The following is a 16,929-nucleotide window of genomic DNA, read 5'->3' as shown; positions in this document are numbered from 1 at the left end:
TTTTTAATATTTATTCTGATTTTCGAGTATTTTTCTGATTTTCTTTTCTTCCCAGTTTTTACCGACGGCGAAAACATTCATCCCGTGTGCAGCAATCCCGATCCCCCATCCCAGCATAGGAAAATAAAACCAGATGTCATCCGGACTGGTGGTTAAGTTGATAATGATTAAGACCGGAATCACGATACAGTATGAAATAAGGTTCCCGTAAAAACCTTTGATTTCCTTGACCCGTTTCTGGGCTCTTTCGTAGGCTTTATTGTTATCCTCAGGTTTAATCTTGATTTCACTGGGTTTAGATACCAACACCGGAAGTTTTACTTTAAAATAATCCCCGGATTTTTCAATGAATACATTCCGCTTGGTAAGCAGGGCGTATCTCTGTACAATATTCGGTAATCCGATTCCTGAACTTTCCTTCATCTGTTCTCTTACCTGCAGGTTGTTTTCAATACAGAGTGTATCATTTTCTGAAAATATTTTAATAATCAGCGGTTTTCCGGAAGTGGCAAAATTATGTTTGATACAGTTTTCCAGAAGCAACTGCAGGGACAGGGGAACCACAAACCTTCGGTAATCTTCTTTCCGGACGTTAAATTCAAAACCCACGCTGTCTTCAAACCTTGTCTTCAGTAAATCACAGTAGGTTTTTGCAAATTCCAGCTCATCTTCCATCGTTACCAGTTCTTTGTCTTTCTGCTCCAAAACGTACCGGTAAATCTTTGACATGGAAGCGGTGAACTTCTGGGCCTGTCGCGGATTCTCGTCAATTAATGAGCTTAATACATTTAAGGAATTGAATAAGAAATGAGGATCCAGCTGGTTTTTTAAGCTTTCAAACTGGGCGTTTGCCGATTTTGCAATCAGTTTCTGCTCTACCACTTCTTTTCGGGATGTCTTTTTCAGTTCTTCCATAAAGCCCCGGGCATGGAGAAAAGCAGAAATCAGGAGTGCCACATTGATGGTAAACCAATTGATGAAATTGTATTTCCCCGAGAAATATTCTTCCGTAGTTGCGTTTTTCTGAAAAATAACAAAGTTCACATAATTACAGAAGTACACCAGGATGATATTGGCAATTAAGATCGAAACAATACTTATGACGGCTCTTTTGGTGGTTGCTTCGGACCAGGGGAACTTTTTATTCAGAAAATCATTGATCAGCCCGTTTCCCATCCCTAATACAAATGAGTACATCAGGCAGACGGCAACGGTAAGCACAAAGTTTTCCAGGTTCTTTTCATCGGTAAAGCCAAAGAAAAAAAGCATGGAAGTCCCCAGTGATATCCAGCATAAAGTAATAAGGTTCTTGCGTTTCATGATTGATTTTCCTGAGTCAAAATTAACGGATATTACAGGTATGGCCAACTATTTTTTGCTGAGCTGTTATTTTCCGCCACTGAACGGCATAAAAAAACCTTCCGCAGCCGGAAGGTTATTGTATCTATTTCTACTGTTATTTTTTAGCTCCTTTGATAAAATATTCGGCTTCTGCTTTGCCCCAGTTCGGTTCTAATGCAGATTTCGGAGTATAGGAATTAAATTTTGCCAGTGCATCCTTAAACTGTTCCATTCCCTTTGCTTTGCTTCCTCCGTACTGCTCAGGCGTGAAGTAAGTATCTTCTGCCTTAATCAAAGCAATCCTCGGATTATTAGGGTCCAGCTTTTCAGCTTTTTTAAGCTCTTCGGTTGCTTTTGTCCCGTCTGTCATAAATCTCTGCTGAGGGTTGACCATCATTTTCAGAGAATAAACCATTTTGCTCAACAGATGGATCTCTGCATTATCCGTAGGCGCTACGTGAGAAGCGGCCTCAATGTATTTTCCGGCTACGCCTGCTATAAAATCAAGATCCTGGGTTTTCCCCTGCTGCATCAGCATCCTTCCTTTCTGGATATTGGTTAAAGCCGCATAGTAAAACGGCAGCCAGTTGTTCTCATCTTTCCCTGCAATCCTATGGAAATTATTGGATAATGCCGTGAATTCTTCAGGGGTTTTTGAGGTTTCAATTTTAGCAATATTTTCTTTCATTGCTTTTTCATAATCAGACTGAGCGAAAGCTGTTAAGCTTACAAAAGCTAAAGCAAAGCTTAATAGATATTTCTTCATTTTTTTTAATTTTTAAAGGTTAGATTTTATATATTATTCAAAGATATGTATTAATTTATATACTTAAATGACCATAACTGTCGTTTATCCTTCTTTTTATAAATTATTGTTAATGGCATCTTCTGTCTTATCCACTCCGAAGCTGATGAAAACCCCTACGAAAACAAAGGTGTTTACAGGCGGGACAACCGCTGATCTTCTTGCTCCGCCGTCTGAATTTGAAAAGTTATAGCCGTACACATTTTTAGATCCTAGGATATTGGAGACACTCAGCACCAATATGGTAAATGCCTTCGCATCTTTTTTACCCAGGTTCGGGAGGTAATTCAGGCTGAAGTTCAGGGCATTGAAACTCTTCAGGCGGCCTTCATGCCTGATATAATATTCAGGTTCGCCGTTAACATTTTTAGAAGCAATATCATAATACGGGCGTCCTTTTGCATACGTATAAGAGAGGTTAAAACCAGTTTTCCAGTTGGTCACAAACTTTTTGGCTACAGCAGACAAGGTATGTTCCGAAGCGAAATTGGGTTTCAGGCTGAAAGGGTAATTCATAAAATCCCTTTTGGAATCCAGGAAAGAATAGCTGAGCCAGTAATCTATATTTTTAAATGTTTTCTTATCCCTCCAGAACAGCTCCAGCCCTTTCGCATAACCGTAACCATTGTTATTATCGGCAGTCTGGACATATTGGTTCTGACTATCTTTAAAAGGTAAGTTCTTCACTTTCAGAAGATCATCATATTTTTTGTAAAATGCTTCAAATCTCAAGCTCCTTCCATCTGCAGCCCGCTGGAACTGGAAAATATAATGCTGTGATTTCTGAAAATCCAGGTTTGCCGGCCCGTTGATATATTTACTTTCCGGGTTCTGGTAGAAAAGCCCGTACGCGAAAGAAGCAGTCCAGTCTTTAGCCAGACGGTAAGCCAAGGCTAAACGGGGAGCAATATTGCTTTTTCCCAGATACGAGGAATGCTCTGCCCTCACCCCGATCTTTGCTGAAAACCGGTTGCTGAAACCGAGATCCGTTTCCATAAAAGCGGAAGAAATTAAATCTTTATAGTCCTTCTCTGCAAAATCCCCGAAACTCATTTTTTCATCGGTCCTGTTCAGTTCAAACCCTCCACGCAACGCACTGATCTTGTTGATTTTTCTTTCCAGGACCGCTTTAAAGTTGATATAATTTCCATCTGTCAAGAGATTCGTATTTCCTGTTTCCGTATCATTCTTTTCTGTTGAAAAATCCAGGTCTGAACGGTTAAAAGAGTATGAAGCTCCTGTATTCAGCAGGTATTTCCCGAATTTTTGCCTGAATGAAAGATTGTGATATGTATTTTTTCCTTTCAGGTTCACCAATGAAAAATCATTCTCAGGTTCCAGGCTTGCCGTTTTTACCCCCAGACTGTTGGCGCTGTACATTCCGTAATATTTAAAAAACCCTCCTGATTTCGTTTTGATCCTGAAATTAAAATCGCTGTTGAGACCTTCAGGCGCATCTGTGAAACTGGTGTTAAAATTAAGGGCTTCCTGCATCAGCTTCAGGTTGGAATATCCCAGGGTTGCCCCGTAAGAATAGCTGCCGTTATCACTGAGTTTCTGGAATCCTGCATTCAGGAAGATGGGTGAGATCCCGATATTATAGGAACTCTGGTCTGGGAGATCCACGCTTTCCAGCATCAGGGCACCGGATAAAGCCTGTCCATATAAGGCAGAATACCCTCCGCTTGAAAAAATGTTCCCTTTGAAAAGTGAGGTATTGAAACGGTCCCTGCCCGCAATTCCAGGCACCGAGTTGGAAAAATAATTGTTGATCAGGCTTCCGTCCATAAAAATCTTAGATTCGGTACCGGTCCCGCCTCTGATAAAAAGGCCTTCCGTTTCTCCTACTTTCTGCACCCCGGGAAGATAAGTAAGGGCTGAGGAAATCTGCCCGTTCGCTCCGGCTGTCGTATAAATATCAATCGGTGTCAGGAGTGCCGTTGCCCTTTTCTTGTCACTGGCTTCGATAGATCCTGCGGAAACCACCACTGCATCAATTTCATTGATCTGTTCTTTCAGTTCTGCGGTTACGGAAACTTCCGGACTCTCAAGGGTAACCGGCCTTTCAACATCATCGTATTTCGGATGGGTGAAGGTCAGCGTTCTGGTTCCTTTTTCCGAAGTTTCAAAAGAGAAATTTCCGTCTGCATCGGTTGTTGCTCCGTCATAGGTATTTTTTAAAGTAACATTAACCTCTCCCACGCCCTTATTTTTATAGGTTACTTTACCTGAAATTTTTACCTGGGCAAAGCTTAAAGTAAGGGATAAAAAAGAAATTAACAATAGTATTCTTGTTTTCATAGTGATGATTTCGATTCAAAAGTATGGCGAAATTCTGCTGCTGCTTTATTTTTGTTACCGAGTAGTAGAATTTGGAATCTGAACCGTTGGTTTTGTTTTTTTGAGAAGCAATGGAAGTGTTTTTTAAGAATATGCTGCCTGTTTTCCTGTGTCGGTTTTATTTTTAATGCAGATATATTAAACCACCCCGTCAAAAATCCTTTGAATTTTTGCCACCTTCCGTGGGAGGGGAATTTTATGGCAAACCATAAACAATCATTGTACAATAGACTGTTATTACAATAAGTTCTTACTGATTAATCGGGATACAGAAATCCACGGTCATTTTCCCTTCGGGATGTTCCTTGAAATTGGTGTGATAGATCTCAAAAGGAAAGGCTTTCCGCATGGAATACCTGTTTTCATTCATCCATAAAAACAGGGAAACCCAGCATTGTTCGAAATCGGCCAGGGTGACTTCCCCGCTCCCGACGATAAATTTTCCGGCTTCTGCGGTTTCAGGGAAAACTTCGCCTTCCTGCCGCTGCAAAGGCTCATCCAGAAGCATGCATGCATGAATTCTTACTTTATCAGGCGGCGTTACTTTGAAGCTGTCGTGATACACGGAAAGCATTTTTACATTTTCCGCAGTAAATAATTTCTTTGCTTTTGCCCAATCGATCAGGATGTTAAAAGAGGGTTCTACATGGGCAATACCAAGACTCATTACTGCTGCCAGGTTCATTTCCGGAAGATCCGTTACTTTAATGTTTAAATTCATTTCAGTCCAGTTTAAAAGGTTTTCGATATGGCAAATGTACTGGCTGAAAACGGCATTGGTTTGTCCATTCTTGCTGTGTTCTGCAGAAATCCTGTGAAAGCTTTCAGGCGCCGACTTTCTGAAAGCAGAAGGAGATAACCCATAATGTTTTTTAAAGGCTTTGTTGAAAGAGGAATGGCTGGAAAATCCGAACTGAAGATATACCTCTTTTACCGGCATAGTCTTGCGTGAAGCCAGATAGAAAGCACACCGTTCAATCCTTCTCCGGATGATATAGCTCTGCACGGTTTCTCCGGTAATCAGCCTGAAAATCCGGTGGAAATGAAACGGTGAATAGGCAGCCGCCTCTGAAACGGTTTCCAGTGTAAGCTCTGCGTCCGGATGATCATCAATATACCGGATGGCATTAACAATTCTTTTTTTATGTTCTTCCACTTTGCTGCAGTTAATTTCCTGCAAAGGTATCAGGATCGGATGAAAACGATTTGTCTTTTATTGCTGATTGTTTAAAAAACAAAACAATTGTAAGAGGTTTGAAAAATCTTTTCTAAATTTAACGTATAATCAATCACTTAAATCATTCAAAATGAAAAGTAACACATTAGTATTATTAGCGGCATCTGCTTTGTTTGCTGTTTCCTGCGGTACCACCAATACCTATCAGGTGATGTCTAAAAGCAATACACAGACCGGCGGAACGGCAAAGTTTACCCAAAAAGGAAATGAAGTGGTCATGAAACTGGATGTCACCAACCTGACTCCGGGGATCCATGCGGTACACATCCATGAAAAAGGCGACTGCTCAGCGGCAGACGGAACTTCAACAGGCGGCCACTGGAACCCTTCTAAAAACGACCACGGTAAATGGGGTGCCGAACATTTCCATATGGGCGATATCGGTAACCTGACAGCTGATCAGAGCGGCAATGCCATGCTGACATTCAAGACGGATAAATGGTGCCTCGGATGTACCGATGAATCTAAAAATATCATCGGGAAAGGCCTGATCATCCATGCTGCGGCAGATGACTTCCATACCCAGCCTACGGGAAATGCCGGAGGACGGGTGGGCTGCGTAGAAATTAAATAAACTCAGATTCCGGTTAGTTATTCAACAAAAACGTTCCCGCAGATTCTATGTGATAAATTTAAAAATCAGTGAGGACAGAGTCAGAAATTAAACTTCAAAATTTTTAAATTAAAATGTAAACATACTTTTATAATAAAAAATAACCGCTGATTTTCACCAGCGGTTCTTTTATTTTCATTAGGGATGAGGTTATGATTTTACACTCATGTCTGCAATGATATTCATTGCTTCCTGAAGGTAGGTATCTTTTCTCATATTTTTAATCCACATTTCAGACTTTTTCTTGAATGCTTCATCTTTTTTCTCTCTTTCGATTTCGGCAGGATACATCATGAATTTCAGTCCGTTATCGAATTTCGTCAGTACTTTGAATTTCTCTATCTGCGCTTTTCTCTGCTTCATCACTTCATTGAATTTATTGATATTCAGAGTAATGCTCTCCTCTTTATCCAGCTGTTCTCTCCACTGCGCAGACTCCAGTAATAACTGGTAATTGCTGTTTTTAGCCATTCTTCCGGCACTCTTCGCTTCAAGGGCTTTGACATCGAAATAGTTTAACTTCTTAAAATTAGTAGCCGGAATTTTATCCCATGCTAAAGCAAAGTCATCATATCTTTCCCCGATTTCAGCATACGTAAAGAAATCCTTCATTTGGATATCAGAAACAATCCCTTTTCTCTGGGTAGATTCTCCTGTTATCCTGTAGAATTTCTGGATCGTCAGTTTTAAAGACCCGAAATCATCTTCTGTATTCAGGAATCTGTTCAGGTCAACAAATGTCTGAACGGTTCCTTTCCCGAAAGACTGCGGCGAACCTATGATCATTGCTCTGCCATAATCCTGCATAACACCGGCTAAGATTTCAGAAGCCGAAGCAGAAAGTTCGTTCTGCATGATCACCAAAGGACCTGTCCAGATCGGAGTCTCGTTTTTATTCTTTAAGGTCTGGATTTTCCCGTTTCCGTCTTTTACCTGTACATAAGGCCCGGCCTGCATGAAAAGACCCATAATATCCCCTACTTCAGTTAATGAACCGCCTCCGTTATTTCTTAGGTCTAAAACAATACCTTCAATATTCTGGGCTTTCAGTTTTATGATCTCATTTTTGATATCATCTGAAGCATTTCTTCCGTTCGGGTTTTCAAAATCAGCGTTAAAGCTCGGCAGATTGATAAAACCGTATTTTTTTCCGTTTGGTGAATTGACTACGACACTTCTTGCAAAGGTATCTTCAATGGCTACTTCTTCACGGATCATGGTAACATCTTTAATGCTTCCGTCTTTTTTCTGAACCGTCAGCGTTACCGGAGTCCCTTTCTCTCCTCTGATCAAACGTACGGCTTCATCAGAGAGCATTCCCACTACATTCACGGCATCATCTTTCGGTTTTGATTTTACCTTCAGAATCTTATCGCCCTCAGAAAGCTGTTTAGATTTCCAGGCAGGGGCTCCTATGGTTAAGGCTCCCAGGTACAGGTTCCCTTTTTTCTCCTGGATGATCGCCCCGATCCCGATTACTTTTCCTGTAAAATTGGTATCGAAATCTTCTTTGTCTTTCGGAGAGTAATAGTTGGTATGCGGATCGAACACTTCAGTATACGCATTCATGTATACGGTGAACCAATCCATTTTCTTTCTCTTTTTGAATCTCGTAAAGGTTTCTTTTACCAGGTCTTTTACCTCATCAGTAGCTTTTTTAAGCTTCTGGTCTGCAGCAAGCGGCTGGTATTTGATGGTGTCTTTAAGGTTATACTTCTGAACAGAGTCTTTTTTCTCTTTCTGTGCTTCTTCCTTGCTGTTCATGGATTCAATTTCCTGAAGGATATTGTATTTGATGAACTTTTTCCATTCGTTATACTGTTCCTGCTTGTTGGCAGGTACTTTTTTAACCTTTGGCTCAAGCATCAGGGTTTCATCTTCTTCAAGGTTGATGGGCTTGCTGAAGATATCCTGCGTAATTTTATCAATCTCGTCTACTCTCTGGTATAACCTGTCGATGGTCAGTTTATAAAACGTAAGGTCTCCCTGATTGATATAATCATCAAGTTTGGTCTCGTGCTTTCCGAATTCATCCATATCCGACTGAACGAAATATCTTTTACCCGGATCCACCAATTCAAAATAATGCTTGTAAACATCTTTGGAATAAGCATCATTGATCGGTTTCGGGCTGTAATGCAAATAAGAAAGGGTATTTTTTACGCTCACCATTATCGTCTGCATCTTTTCGTCATCATTCTTTGGCGAGTTGAAACAAAACATTAGACTTGTTAATGGAATCAGGAGTAAAAATTTATTCAGTTTAAAATTTTTCCACATAAATCTGTAATGTATTTTAATAATTTTTTTTAAAAAGTATTGTAATAAGTAGTAATTTTTAATTTATTGTTACGAACTATCAAATTTAATACCTTATTTATAAATATCAGGCAGTTTTAAGGTTTTTTGTTAAAATACATGCCATCTGATACAGCCTTATCTTAAACCTTTGTTTAATTAACTGAAATAACGCCGCTTAGAAGTGACGTTATTGAATTTAAGGATAAAGTTTTAAAAGTTATTGCTGAATTACGATGCTTTTTGTCCTGACGGTATGGGCAGAAAAATAACCCAGTGCTCCGTTGCTGATATTGCCGGGCGGATTGGCCGGTGTGATGCCTCCTCCCGGGCCTCCTCCTGAAAGCTGCAGAAGAGCGGAATAAAAAGTATAGACATTGTTGTCAATAGACTGCATCTCTACATGGATCACATCTCCTGCCACCACCTTAATATCATCTGCTTCTTCATCATCGTTCGGCAACAGCAGAGGTCTCTGGTTCGGAAGGCCGTTGTTTACATTATCAGAAAATTCCGAGAAGAATTTCTTAGGATTATTATTCACTGTAAAAACGAAAAGATAACGGTTTCCCAAAGCGGGAGGATCTGTAAAAACAGGTAAAAGAGTATAGCTTGTTTCGCCTCCTACCATAAAAGAATCCTGCTCAAGCCCCTCAAAATCTACCGGTTGGGGCATCGTGCTCTGTGCAGTATACTGCTGTCCTCCGGCATTGATTTTCAGCGTGTAAACTCTCCCGGGCTGCCCTGTAAATGTGGACGTCTGATAAATTCCGTCGCCTACATACTGCATGGTCTCCGTTTGCCCCGCATTATCGCTTAAAACAACCTGGGCGCCCGCAACAGCCGGATACTGGTTGGTTTCTGTAAAAGCTACCGATTTTGTTATTTTCACAAAATAAGGGCCGGCCTGATCTGTTATATTTCCTTCGATTACGATTTTCCCGCTCTGGTTTTCCAGGTCAAGATCGATTTCTTTTTCACAGGCTGTGACCAAAAATAAGGTGAGTATGATTAAAACTATATTTTTCATCAGTTAAAATTTGAAATTATACGTGATATTGGGTACCCATTTGAACAGCGAAGTCTGTACTGCGCGCGTGGTTCCGGGTTTGTCCGGGTTATCTTCAAAAGTAATGGTGTAGGCATTTTCACGTCCGTAGATGTTGTAAATACCGAATGACCAGGAGCCTTTAAACCGTCTATTGCCTCCCGGCTCATAGGTAGCATTCAGGTCCATCCGGTGATAAGCGGGCATCCTGTCGGCATTCCGGCTGCTGTACTGGAAGATTGTCTGACCGTTCAGCTCATACTTTCCGGTAGGGAATGTTACGGCATTTCCGGTACTGTAAAGGAATAATCCTGAAAAAGACCATTTTTTGTTCAGCTCATAGGTTGCTACCACCGAAAGGTCGTGGGTTTTATCCACTCTTGCATCATACCATTCGTTGTCATTGATCCCGTTTATCTTCCTTTCTGTTTTGGATAAGGTATAGGAAATCCAGCCGGTCAGCTTCCCGCTTTTCTTTTTGGCAATGATTTCAAGACCGTAAGCTCTTCCTTTCCCGAAAAGCAGTTCGCTTTCTACATCGGCTGCAGTATCAAACGAGATTTGTGCCCCATTTTTATAATCTATCTGGTTCTGCATGGATTTATAATACACCTCAGCATTCAGCTCGTAATTATTGTTGTTGAAATTCCGGCTGTAGCCGGCACTTACCTGATCTGCAATTTCAGGTTTTACGGTATAGCTGCTCCCGATCCACTGATCGGTAGGGTTTCCGCTTCCGCTGTTGCTCAGCAGATGCAGGTTCTGGGTATTCCGGGAATAGCCTCCTTTTATGCTGCTCACTTCATTGATCCTGTAATTCGCGGTAATCCTCGGTTCAAGATTAACATACGTTTTCCCGAATTTTCCTTTTTCCAGAAATTCAGAATCAGTTAAAACACCGTTTTCATAGGTGTTAAAAGTATCACCGCCTAAAACGCTGAACAGCGAAAGCCTTGCCCCGTAATTGATGGTCAGCTTTTCGGTTGCCTTGAAATCATCATTCATATAGAATGCATTTTCCCAGGAATATCTTGAGTTTCTCGGAAAGCTGCTTACACTTGTTCCGGAAGCACTGCTTGGCGTAATGGTATGATAAATAGACTGTAAACCAAAACGGACAGAATGCCTGTTCCCTGCAAACCAGGTAAAATCCTGTTTCAGGTTCCAGTCGTCAATCACGGAATCCAATCCGAACGTATTGTTGTTACTGCTTAAGCTTACATTGTAATTGTAGTTGCTGTAAATCAGTGATGTATTGGAGAACAGTTTACTGCTGATGATACTGTTCCACCGTAAAGTGGCCGTTGTATTTCCCCAGTCTGTAGAAAAAGTATCTCCCAGTCCCAGAACATCCCTTCCGAAATATCCTGATAAATAAAGACGGTTATTTTCATTGATCTGGTAATTTGCCTTCAGGTTTAAATCATAGAAATACAGTTTGCTGTCTTTAAAATCATCCGTTGCTTTCAGAAAAACATCAGCATAGGTTCTTCTTCCTGAAACGATGAATGAAGACTTTTCCTTCTGGATAGGGCCCTCAACGCTCAGCCTGCTGCTGATCAGCCCGATTCCTCCGTTGATATTGTAATCTTTATTGTTTCCATCCTTCATCTTGACATCCAGAACCGAAGAAAGCCTTCCGCCGTACTGGGCCGGGCTGTTTCCTTTAATGATGCTGGCATCTTTAAGGGCATCACTGTTAAAGGTACTGAAAAAGCCGAGAAGGTGGGACGCATTGTATACCGCAGCTTCATCCAATAAGATAAGATTCTGGTCGGTTGCCCCGCCTCTCACGCTGAAACCGCTGCTTCCTTCACCGTTGCTCTTGATTCCGGGTAAAAGCTGGATGGTTTTCATCACATCTTTTTCACCGAATAAGACCGGAAGCTTCTCGATGTTTTTAATGCTTAACGTTTCCGTTCCCATCTGCGCGGAAGTCAGGTTCCTGTCTTTTTTAATTCCGGAAATCACCACCTCATCAATCTTCCCTGTTCTTTCTTCTTCCTCTTCTTCTCCGGAATCCAGCTGCAAATCCTGCTTGATGTTGTCTTCAACGGTAATGCTCTGCTGAAAATCTTTAAATCCGGGATTGGAAACCATCAGGCGGTAGGTTCCTTTCGGAAGGGAAAGCGAGTAAAAGCCGTATTCATTGGCAACTACTGAAATGGAAGGATCTTCAGCAACCCTTACGGTAACTCCGATCAGCAATTCGCCGTTTTTCTTGTCTTTTACCGTGCCGCTTACCGAATACTGCTGTGCAAAAACAGCGGTACTGAAACAGATTGCTGCTGCGGAAGTGGCTGCCTTTAAAAGGAATGTCTGCATGGTTTTATTTTTTATTGTCGTATCGCTTATAATAAATTTAAAGTCACCTGTAAAAATATGAATATCATAGAATCAGCGGCAGATCATAAAAAAATGTTCTCCCGGCAAATGACCCGCAATAATACGATTTAATAATGTATTACCGCACCAGGAAAACGCCGGAACAGGTAAAATATTTTGCCGTTTCAGAATCATAACAGAAAAATAATACTGCCTTTGGGATTATTATTGATTGATGTATCACCACCTGCTTAGTTCAGGTAAAATTATCATTGAGTATTTATATTACATCGTATATTTGTTAAAATTAAAATTTAATATGGAAAGACCTCTTATTCTGGTTACGAATGATGATGGAATCACAGCACCTGGTATCAGAAATCTTGTCAGTTTTATGAACGAAATCGGAGACGTTGTAGTGGTAGCACCCAACTCTCCACAAAGCGGTAAAGGCCACGCCATTACCATCAATTCTACCCTGAGTTATGAAGAAGTACAGCTTGAAGGCCCGCAGACAGATTTTTCATGCAGCGGGACACCTGTAGACTGTGTAAAAATGGCCCTTGATAAAATTTTACCGAGGAGGCCGGATATTGTGGTTTCAGGAATTAACCACGGAGCCAATTCTTCCATTAATGTGATCTATTCCGGCACTATGTCTGCCGCAGTAGAGGCTGGTGTAGAAAACCTTCCTGCCATCGGATTTTCATTGCTGGATTTCAGCTGGGAAGCAGATTTTACGCAGGCGAAGGAACATATCCAGAATATCGTCAGAAGAACCCTGGAACAGCCTATGCCCAAAGGGATTGTCTTAAATGTAAACATCCCGAAACTTACGAAGGAAGAAATAAAAGGCGTAAAAGTCTGCAAGCAGGCTAAAGCGAAATGGGAAGAAAGTTTTGATGAAAGAATAAACCCGCACGGTAAAAAATACTACTGGCTTACCGGATATTTCAATAATATGGATGAATCTGAAGATGCTGATGAAACGGCTCTGGCTAATGGATACATCTCTATTGTTCCCGTAAAGTTTGATTTAACAGCGTATGAGTATATGAAAACGCTGGAAGAAGTAATGAATTTTGATTAAATATAGTGAGGCGTAAGATTATTTACGCCTCATTTTTTTAATGTCGTTTTAAATACGCAGAAAGATCCTTATAATTGTGAAATCTGTAGTCAAGAATCAGAAACTTATTCTAAAACAGTACTTTATCTTCTCTTCGCAGTTCTTCCAGGTATTTGATCTTATCGTCCCGGTAAAAAAGGTTCATGGTTTCAAAAGGAATGAGTTTTAAATCTTTATTGACAATGTGAACGCATGATTTTTTCACGGCACGCACATCAAAATCATGGGCATCCATAAAATTCATGATAATAATCCTGAACAGATTGTCATAATCCAGATTCGGAGCCGACACGTCCGGCAGGCAGCAGAGCAACTGGTTGACTTTAGGCTGTACCCTGTCCACAGAAATTCCTGTACTGAAAATATCCAGAAGCTTCATCTGAAGGCCGCTATCCTGTTCGTATACAATCGTATTCTTGGTTTCGTTGTTCAGAAGATCAGCCGGATTGATATACCGTGTTAAAGGAATGGTCTCGCCTTCCAGCTTCAGAATATATCCCATTGCCAGCGAATCAGGATTGCACGGAACCGGAATAATATCATCTCCGTTGAGAAGCGGGAACTGGTTCAGGATTTCCTGTCTTACTTCCGTCAATGTAATTTTTTCGTGTGCAGAGTCATCGCGGTTCCTGCCGGCAATTTCCACAGGCTGGAAAGTAATGCCGCGGACACATTTCTGCTTTAAGGCAAACTCAATAATTTTCCCGATCTCATCGATATTTTTATCTTTCTGGAGAACAATTACCAGCGTGGTAGAAAGGTTCAGGGCATTGAGCTTTTCCAGAGCCTTCATCCGTATATCGGTAAGGTCTTTTCCTCTGAAATCCTGCAGCACTTCCGGCTTGAAAGAGTCAAACTGAAGATAAACTTCAAACTCCGGCGCATAGGCAGCCAGCTTTTCTGCAAAACCCGGGTCATTGGCAATCCGCACCCCATTGGTATTCAGCATCAGATGCTTGATCGGTTTTGATTTGGCAATATCCATGATTTTAAAAAACTCAGGATGGATCGTCGGTTCGCCTCCGCTGATCTGTACTACGTCCGGTTCGCCTTCATTTTTAACAATAATATCAAACATGGCTTCGATTTCCGCCAGGGTCCTGTGGCTTCCGTAATGTGGCGAAGACATGGCATAACAGGTCGGGCACGTAAGATTGCAGCGGTCTGTCACCTCAACGATTGAAAGACAGCTGTGCTGCTCATGGTCAACACACAGGCCGCAGTCATACGGGCAGCCATATTCAACATCAGTCCCGAAATGGACCGGCATTTCAGAGGCTTTGTTGTAGTTTCTGATGTTTTTGTAGTAATGAACATCTGAGGCAATTTTCGTCTTAAAAAATCCATGATCCGGACATCTTTTGGTCATAAAAACGGCTTCATCTTCAATAATAATCTTAGCACCTACCCTTTTGAGGCATTCCGGACAAAGACTGATGGTATAATCGTAATAGGTATAATTTCTTACAGGCATAGTTCGGGTTTTTACATTCCTCCGCAGACAAATCCACTGATCAGTCCGCAAATTAATAACGAGATCAGCATGGTCAGCAGGAACTGTTTGGTTGAAAATTTACGGCTGTCTTTGCTTTCATAGATAAGTTTGACAAAAACAGTAATAATCAGTGAGACAAATAAAGAAATACCGAGAATGATCAGAATGATCATGGCAACCAATCCTTCCAGGCCTCCGACTTCCAAAAGCGTTAGCATTTTCATATTTTCTTGGTGTTTTTAATAACAGATAAACGGGGCTCTTTTTTAAGCTTATAAATGTAATAAATAATTACACATATACACACCATCTGGATAGTGCCTAAATTTCCTAACAGTTCTATTCTGGGCTTGATGAAATCCAACATGAATCTGAATGTAAAATAACTGAGCATAAAGAGCTGGAATATAAAACCTGACGGAAATTTCTTTCTCGCCTGAACGGTTTTTAAGCAGATCCAGAGAACGACCAGAAAAGCAATTTCATACAGCGCAACCGGATGCCTCAGGTACTGGTCTCCCAGATACATCCCGAAAACCGAATCGGTAGGAATTCCATAGGTTTCTTCATGAACGCCTGTCAGGAAACAGCCGATCCTTCCGATGATCATGGCCAGCATCAAAGGGTAAACCATCAGGTCTCCGGTACTTGTTTTGTGGCCGACTATTTTTTTCGCCAGCTCTACGCCAGCCAACCCGAAGGCCAGTCCACCCACAATGGTATTGTTTGTCCAGAACCTTTTTGCCGTAAAATGCTCAAAAAGCCTGTACGGGTTTTCCAGATTACCGATTAATTTGGATCCGATTAAAGCCCCTGCTGTAGCCCCGATCAAGACCGCTGCCGATGTATTGAACGATACTTTTTCTGCTGATTTTCTTTTTAGATAAAAATAATACCGCATCCCGATAAATATCCCTAAAGTTTCAAAAACAGGGTGGGCAAGAACCGTCTTACCGAAAATCTGAAAAGTAACAGGGAAATCCATGAATTCAAAAATAGGGTTATTTTTTTGTAATACGGGAAAATAATATCCTTCAAATATCTAATATTTCTTAGAGTCAGACATGTAGAGATGTTGATGGTCAAAGTTTCTTAAATTAGAAGTCATTTAAACTTTTTTAGTTTTATAAAATTTCTTCAGAGCTATTACTATAAAAGCTATGTAATTGAAAGATTTCCAACTCGATACTGTTGTATCANGAAGTCATTTAAACTTTTTTAGTTTTATAAAATTTCTTCAGAGCTATTACTATAAAAGCTATGTAATTGAAAGATTTCCAACTYGATACTGTTGTATCAAAACGGTTRAGCAATGATCTAAAGCTATCCAGCCAGGCATTTGTTCTTTCTATAGCATATCTTTCTCTGTATAAAATTTCATCAAAATAATAATCTTCTCTATCTGTTCCNAGCAATGATCTAAAGCTATCCAGCCAGGCATTTGTTCTTTCTATAGCATATCTTTCTCTGTATAAAATTTCATCAAAATAATAATCTTCTCTATCTGTTCCATTMCGTTTATTTAAAATAATATTAGGTATAATATCCTTGCTTTCACAGTATTTTATGAAACTCACGGAATCAAAACCAGCATCCGCATTAATAAATAATCCTTCTACAGCGATATTTGCTTTTTCCAATGTTTGAATTATTTGATTAAAATAAGACTCAACATGGTAAAGGTCATTATGATTTCCTGAAATAGGATCAGACATTGCCAGAGGCAACCCTTGTCTGTCCGTAAAATAAAGTGCAGTACTTGTCTTTCTCTTTTTTCGACYTTGATAAGCTACCTCTTCCCCTCCTCGTAAAGCCGAGGTATGGCTGCCGTCTAAAYCTCCGCTTGATAAATCCAGCTTTGATTTGTTTTTGGATAATAATTGTATCCAGCAATCTTCCCAAACATTACTTATGCACCATTTACGATAATGATAAAAAACGCTTTGATAGCTCAAAACTTGATCCCCAAAAAGACTTTTTACAGGTAAATACGCCCATTGCACTCCTGTTTTAAGTTTGTATAAGATACAGTTAACGATCTCGGACAAAGGAGCTCTTGGTGAAAATCCTCGTTTTGGAGTCGGAAGATTTGGTACTATCTCATTTTCTATTATATCTTTGTCAAGTACTTGGTACATCATAGGCTTGCTTTATGAAGATTTGGTACTATCTCATTTTCTATTATATCTTTGTCAAGTACTTGGTACATCATAGGCTTGCTTTATMTTTTTATGTCTCGCAACACAAAAATAAGCAAGCCTTTTTTATAGAAAAGTTTAAATGACCTCTTAGATATAA

The 16,929-nt window shown here is 40.4% G+C and carries 13 protein-coding genes and 1 pseudogene; 2 read left to right on the top strand and 12 right to left on the bottom strand.

Translation table 11 applies throughout. The annotated features are described in order from the left end of the window. Positions 1 to 3: 3 nt before the first annotated feature. From ASE55_RS00375 to ASE55_RS00355, 4 genes are all read right to left on the bottom strand, one after another. Positions 4 to 1,320, bottom strand: a complete 1,317-nt coding sequence (locus ASE55_RS00375) for a 2TM domain-containing protein (RefSeq protein ID WP_056213960.1) — start codon at positions 1,318 to 1,320, stop codon at positions 4 to 6. A 136-nt stretch (positions 1,321 to 1,456) separates the two neighbouring features. Beyond that, positions 1,457 to 2,107 (bottom strand): hypothetical protein, encoded by a 651-nt coding sequence (locus tag ASE55_RS00370; RefSeq protein WP_056213957.1) that lies wholly within the window; start codon positions 2,105 to 2,107, stop codon positions 1,457 to 1,459. Between the two features lie 96 nt (positions 2,108 to 2,203). Next, the gene (locus ASE55_RS00365; protein ID WP_056213954.1) at positions 2,204 to 4,447 is read right to left on the bottom strand and encodes a TonB-dependent receptor; all 2,244 of its coding nucleotides are present in this window, start codon (positions 4,445 to 4,447) and stop codon (positions 2,204 to 2,206) included. Positions 4,448 to 4,736: 289 nt separating this feature from the next. Beyond that, positions 4,737 to 5,642, bottom strand: a complete 906-nt coding sequence (locus ASE55_RS00355; RefSeq protein ID WP_128414466.1) for a GyrI-like domain-containing protein — start codon at positions 5,640 to 5,642, stop codon at positions 4,737 to 4,739. A 151-nt stretch (positions 5,643 to 5,793) separates the two neighbouring features. Between ASE55_RS00355 and ASE55_RS00350 the strand changes: the two genes are divergently transcribed. Then, a complete protein-coding gene (locus ASE55_RS00350; RefSeq protein WP_056213945.1) occupies positions 5,794 to 6,297 on the top strand; it encodes a superoxide dismutase family protein in 504 nt (167 codons plus the stop codon). Positions 6,298 to 6,486: 189 nt separating this feature from the next. On the opposite strand, the gene ASE55_RS00345 is transcribed toward ASE55_RS00350, so the two are convergent. The 3 genes from ASE55_RS00345 to ASE55_RS00335 all read right to left on the bottom strand — a co-directional run bounded on the left by ASE55_RS00345 (position 6,487) and on the right by ASE55_RS00335 (position 12,007). Beyond that, positions 6,487 to 8,616 carry a carboxy terminal-processing peptidase gene (locus ASE55_RS00345; RefSeq protein WP_056213943.1) on the bottom strand — a complete coding sequence of 710 codons (2,130 nt, stop codon included), beginning with the start codon at positions 8,614 to 8,616 and terminating at the stop codon, positions 6,487 to 6,489. 238 nt (positions 8,617 to 8,854) lie between these two features. Next, positions 8,855 to 9,664: a DUF4249 domain-containing protein gene (locus tag ASE55_RS00340; RefSeq protein WP_056213940.1), complete on the bottom strand. Its 810-nt coding sequence runs from the start codon at positions 9,662 to 9,664 to the stop codon at positions 8,855 to 8,857. 3 nt (positions 9,665 to 9,667) lie between these two features. After that, positions 9,668 to 12,007, bottom strand: a complete 2,340-nt coding sequence (locus tag ASE55_RS00335; RefSeq protein ID WP_056213938.1) for a TonB-dependent receptor domain-containing protein — start codon at positions 12,005 to 12,007, stop codon at positions 9,668 to 9,670. 319 nt (positions 12,008 to 12,326) lie between these two features. On the opposite strand from ASE55_RS00335, the gene surE reads away from it, so the two are divergent. Continuing rightward, on the top strand, positions 12,327 to 13,097 hold the full coding sequence (gene surE / locus ASE55_RS00330) for a 5'/3'-nucleotidase SurE (protein ID WP_056214572.1): 771 nt from the start codon (positions 12,327 to 12,329) through the stop codon (positions 13,095 to 13,097). Positions 13,098 to 13,206: 109 nt separating this feature from the next. On the opposite strand, the gene ASE55_RS00325 is transcribed toward surE, so the two are convergent. From ASE55_RS00325 to ASE55_RS20865, 5 genes and pseudogenes are all read right to left on the bottom strand, one after another. Continuing rightward, complete coding sequence (locus ASE55_RS00325; RefSeq protein ID WP_056213935.1) at positions 13,207 to 14,610, bottom strand: radical SAM protein; 1,404 nt, start codon at positions 14,608 to 14,610, stop codon at positions 13,207 to 13,209. A gap of 11 nt (positions 14,611 to 14,621) precedes the next feature. Then, positions 14,622 to 14,855, bottom strand: coding sequence for a hypothetical protein (locus ASE55_RS00320; RefSeq protein WP_056213932.1), 234 nt, complete (start codon positions 14,853 to 14,855; stop codon positions 14,622 to 14,624). Next, on the bottom strand, positions 14,852 to 15,616 hold the full coding sequence (locus ASE55_RS00315) for a prolipoprotein diacylglyceryl transferase (RefSeq protein ID WP_056213930.1): 765 nt from the start codon (positions 15,614 to 15,616) through the stop codon (positions 14,852 to 14,854). Before ASE55_RS00315 ends, ASE55_RS00320 begins: the two co-directional genes overlap by 4 nt. Positions 15,617 to 15,839: 223 nt before the next feature. Next, positions 15,840 to 15,956, bottom strand: a pseudogene (locus ASE55_RS20870) (IS5/IS1182 family transposase); the annotation flags it as partial. 85 nt (positions 15,957 to 16,041) lie between these two features. After that, a partial coding sequence (locus ASE55_RS20865) for a transposase (RefSeq protein WP_410492988.1) occupies positions 16,042 to 16,769 on the bottom strand: 728 nt, incomplete at its 3' end. Positions 16,770 to 16,929: the final 160 nt, after the last annotated feature.

This window comes from Chryseobacterium sp. Leaf201, assembly GCF_001421435.1.
GTDB lineage: Bacteria > Bacteroidota > Bacteroidia > Flavobacteriales > Weeksellaceae > Chryseobacterium.
This window is presented reverse-complemented; position numbering and strand designations above follow the sequence as displayed.

Coding starts and splice junctions, on each gene's coding strand:
- ASE55_RS00325 (WP_056213935.1), bottom strand. CDS start 14,610: ATGCCTGTAAGAAATTATACCTATTACGATTATACCATCAGTCTTTGT.
- ASE55_RS00320 (WP_056213932.1), bottom strand. CDS start 14,855: ATGAAAATGCTAACGCTTTTGGAAGTCGGAGGCCTGGAAGGATTGGTT.
- ASE55_RS00370 (WP_056213957.1), bottom strand. CDS start 2,107: ATGAAGAAATATCTATTAAGCTTTGCTTTAGCTTTTGTAAGCTTAACA.
- ASE55_RS00345 (WP_056213943.1), bottom strand. CDS start 8,616: ATGTGGAAAAATTTTAAACTGAATAAATTTTTACTCCTGATTCCATTA.
- ASE55_RS00365 (WP_056213954.1), bottom strand. CDS start 4,447: ATGAAAACAAGAATACTATTGTTAATTTCTTTTTTATCCCTTACTTTA.
- ASE55_RS00375 (WP_056213960.1), bottom strand. CDS start 1,320: ATGAAACGCAAGAACCTTATTACTTTATGCTGGATATCACTGGGGACT.
- ASE55_RS00340 (WP_056213940.1), bottom strand. CDS start 9,664: ATGAAAAATATAGTTTTAATCATACTCACCTTATTTTTGGTCACAGCC.
- surE (WP_056214572.1), top strand. CDS start 12,327: ATGGAAAGACCTCTTATTCTGGTTACGAATGATGATGGAATCACAGCA.
- ASE55_RS00335 (WP_056213938.1), bottom strand. CDS start 12,007: ATGCAGACATTCCTTTTAAAGGCAGCCACTTCCGCAGCAGCAATCTGT.
- ASE55_RS00350 (WP_056213945.1), top strand. CDS start 5,794: ATGAAAAGTAACACATTAGTATTATTAGCGGCATCTGCTTTGTTTGCT.
- ASE55_RS00315 (WP_056213930.1), bottom strand. CDS start 15,616: ATGGATTTCCCTGTTACTTTTCAGATTTTCGGTAAGACGGTTCTTGCC.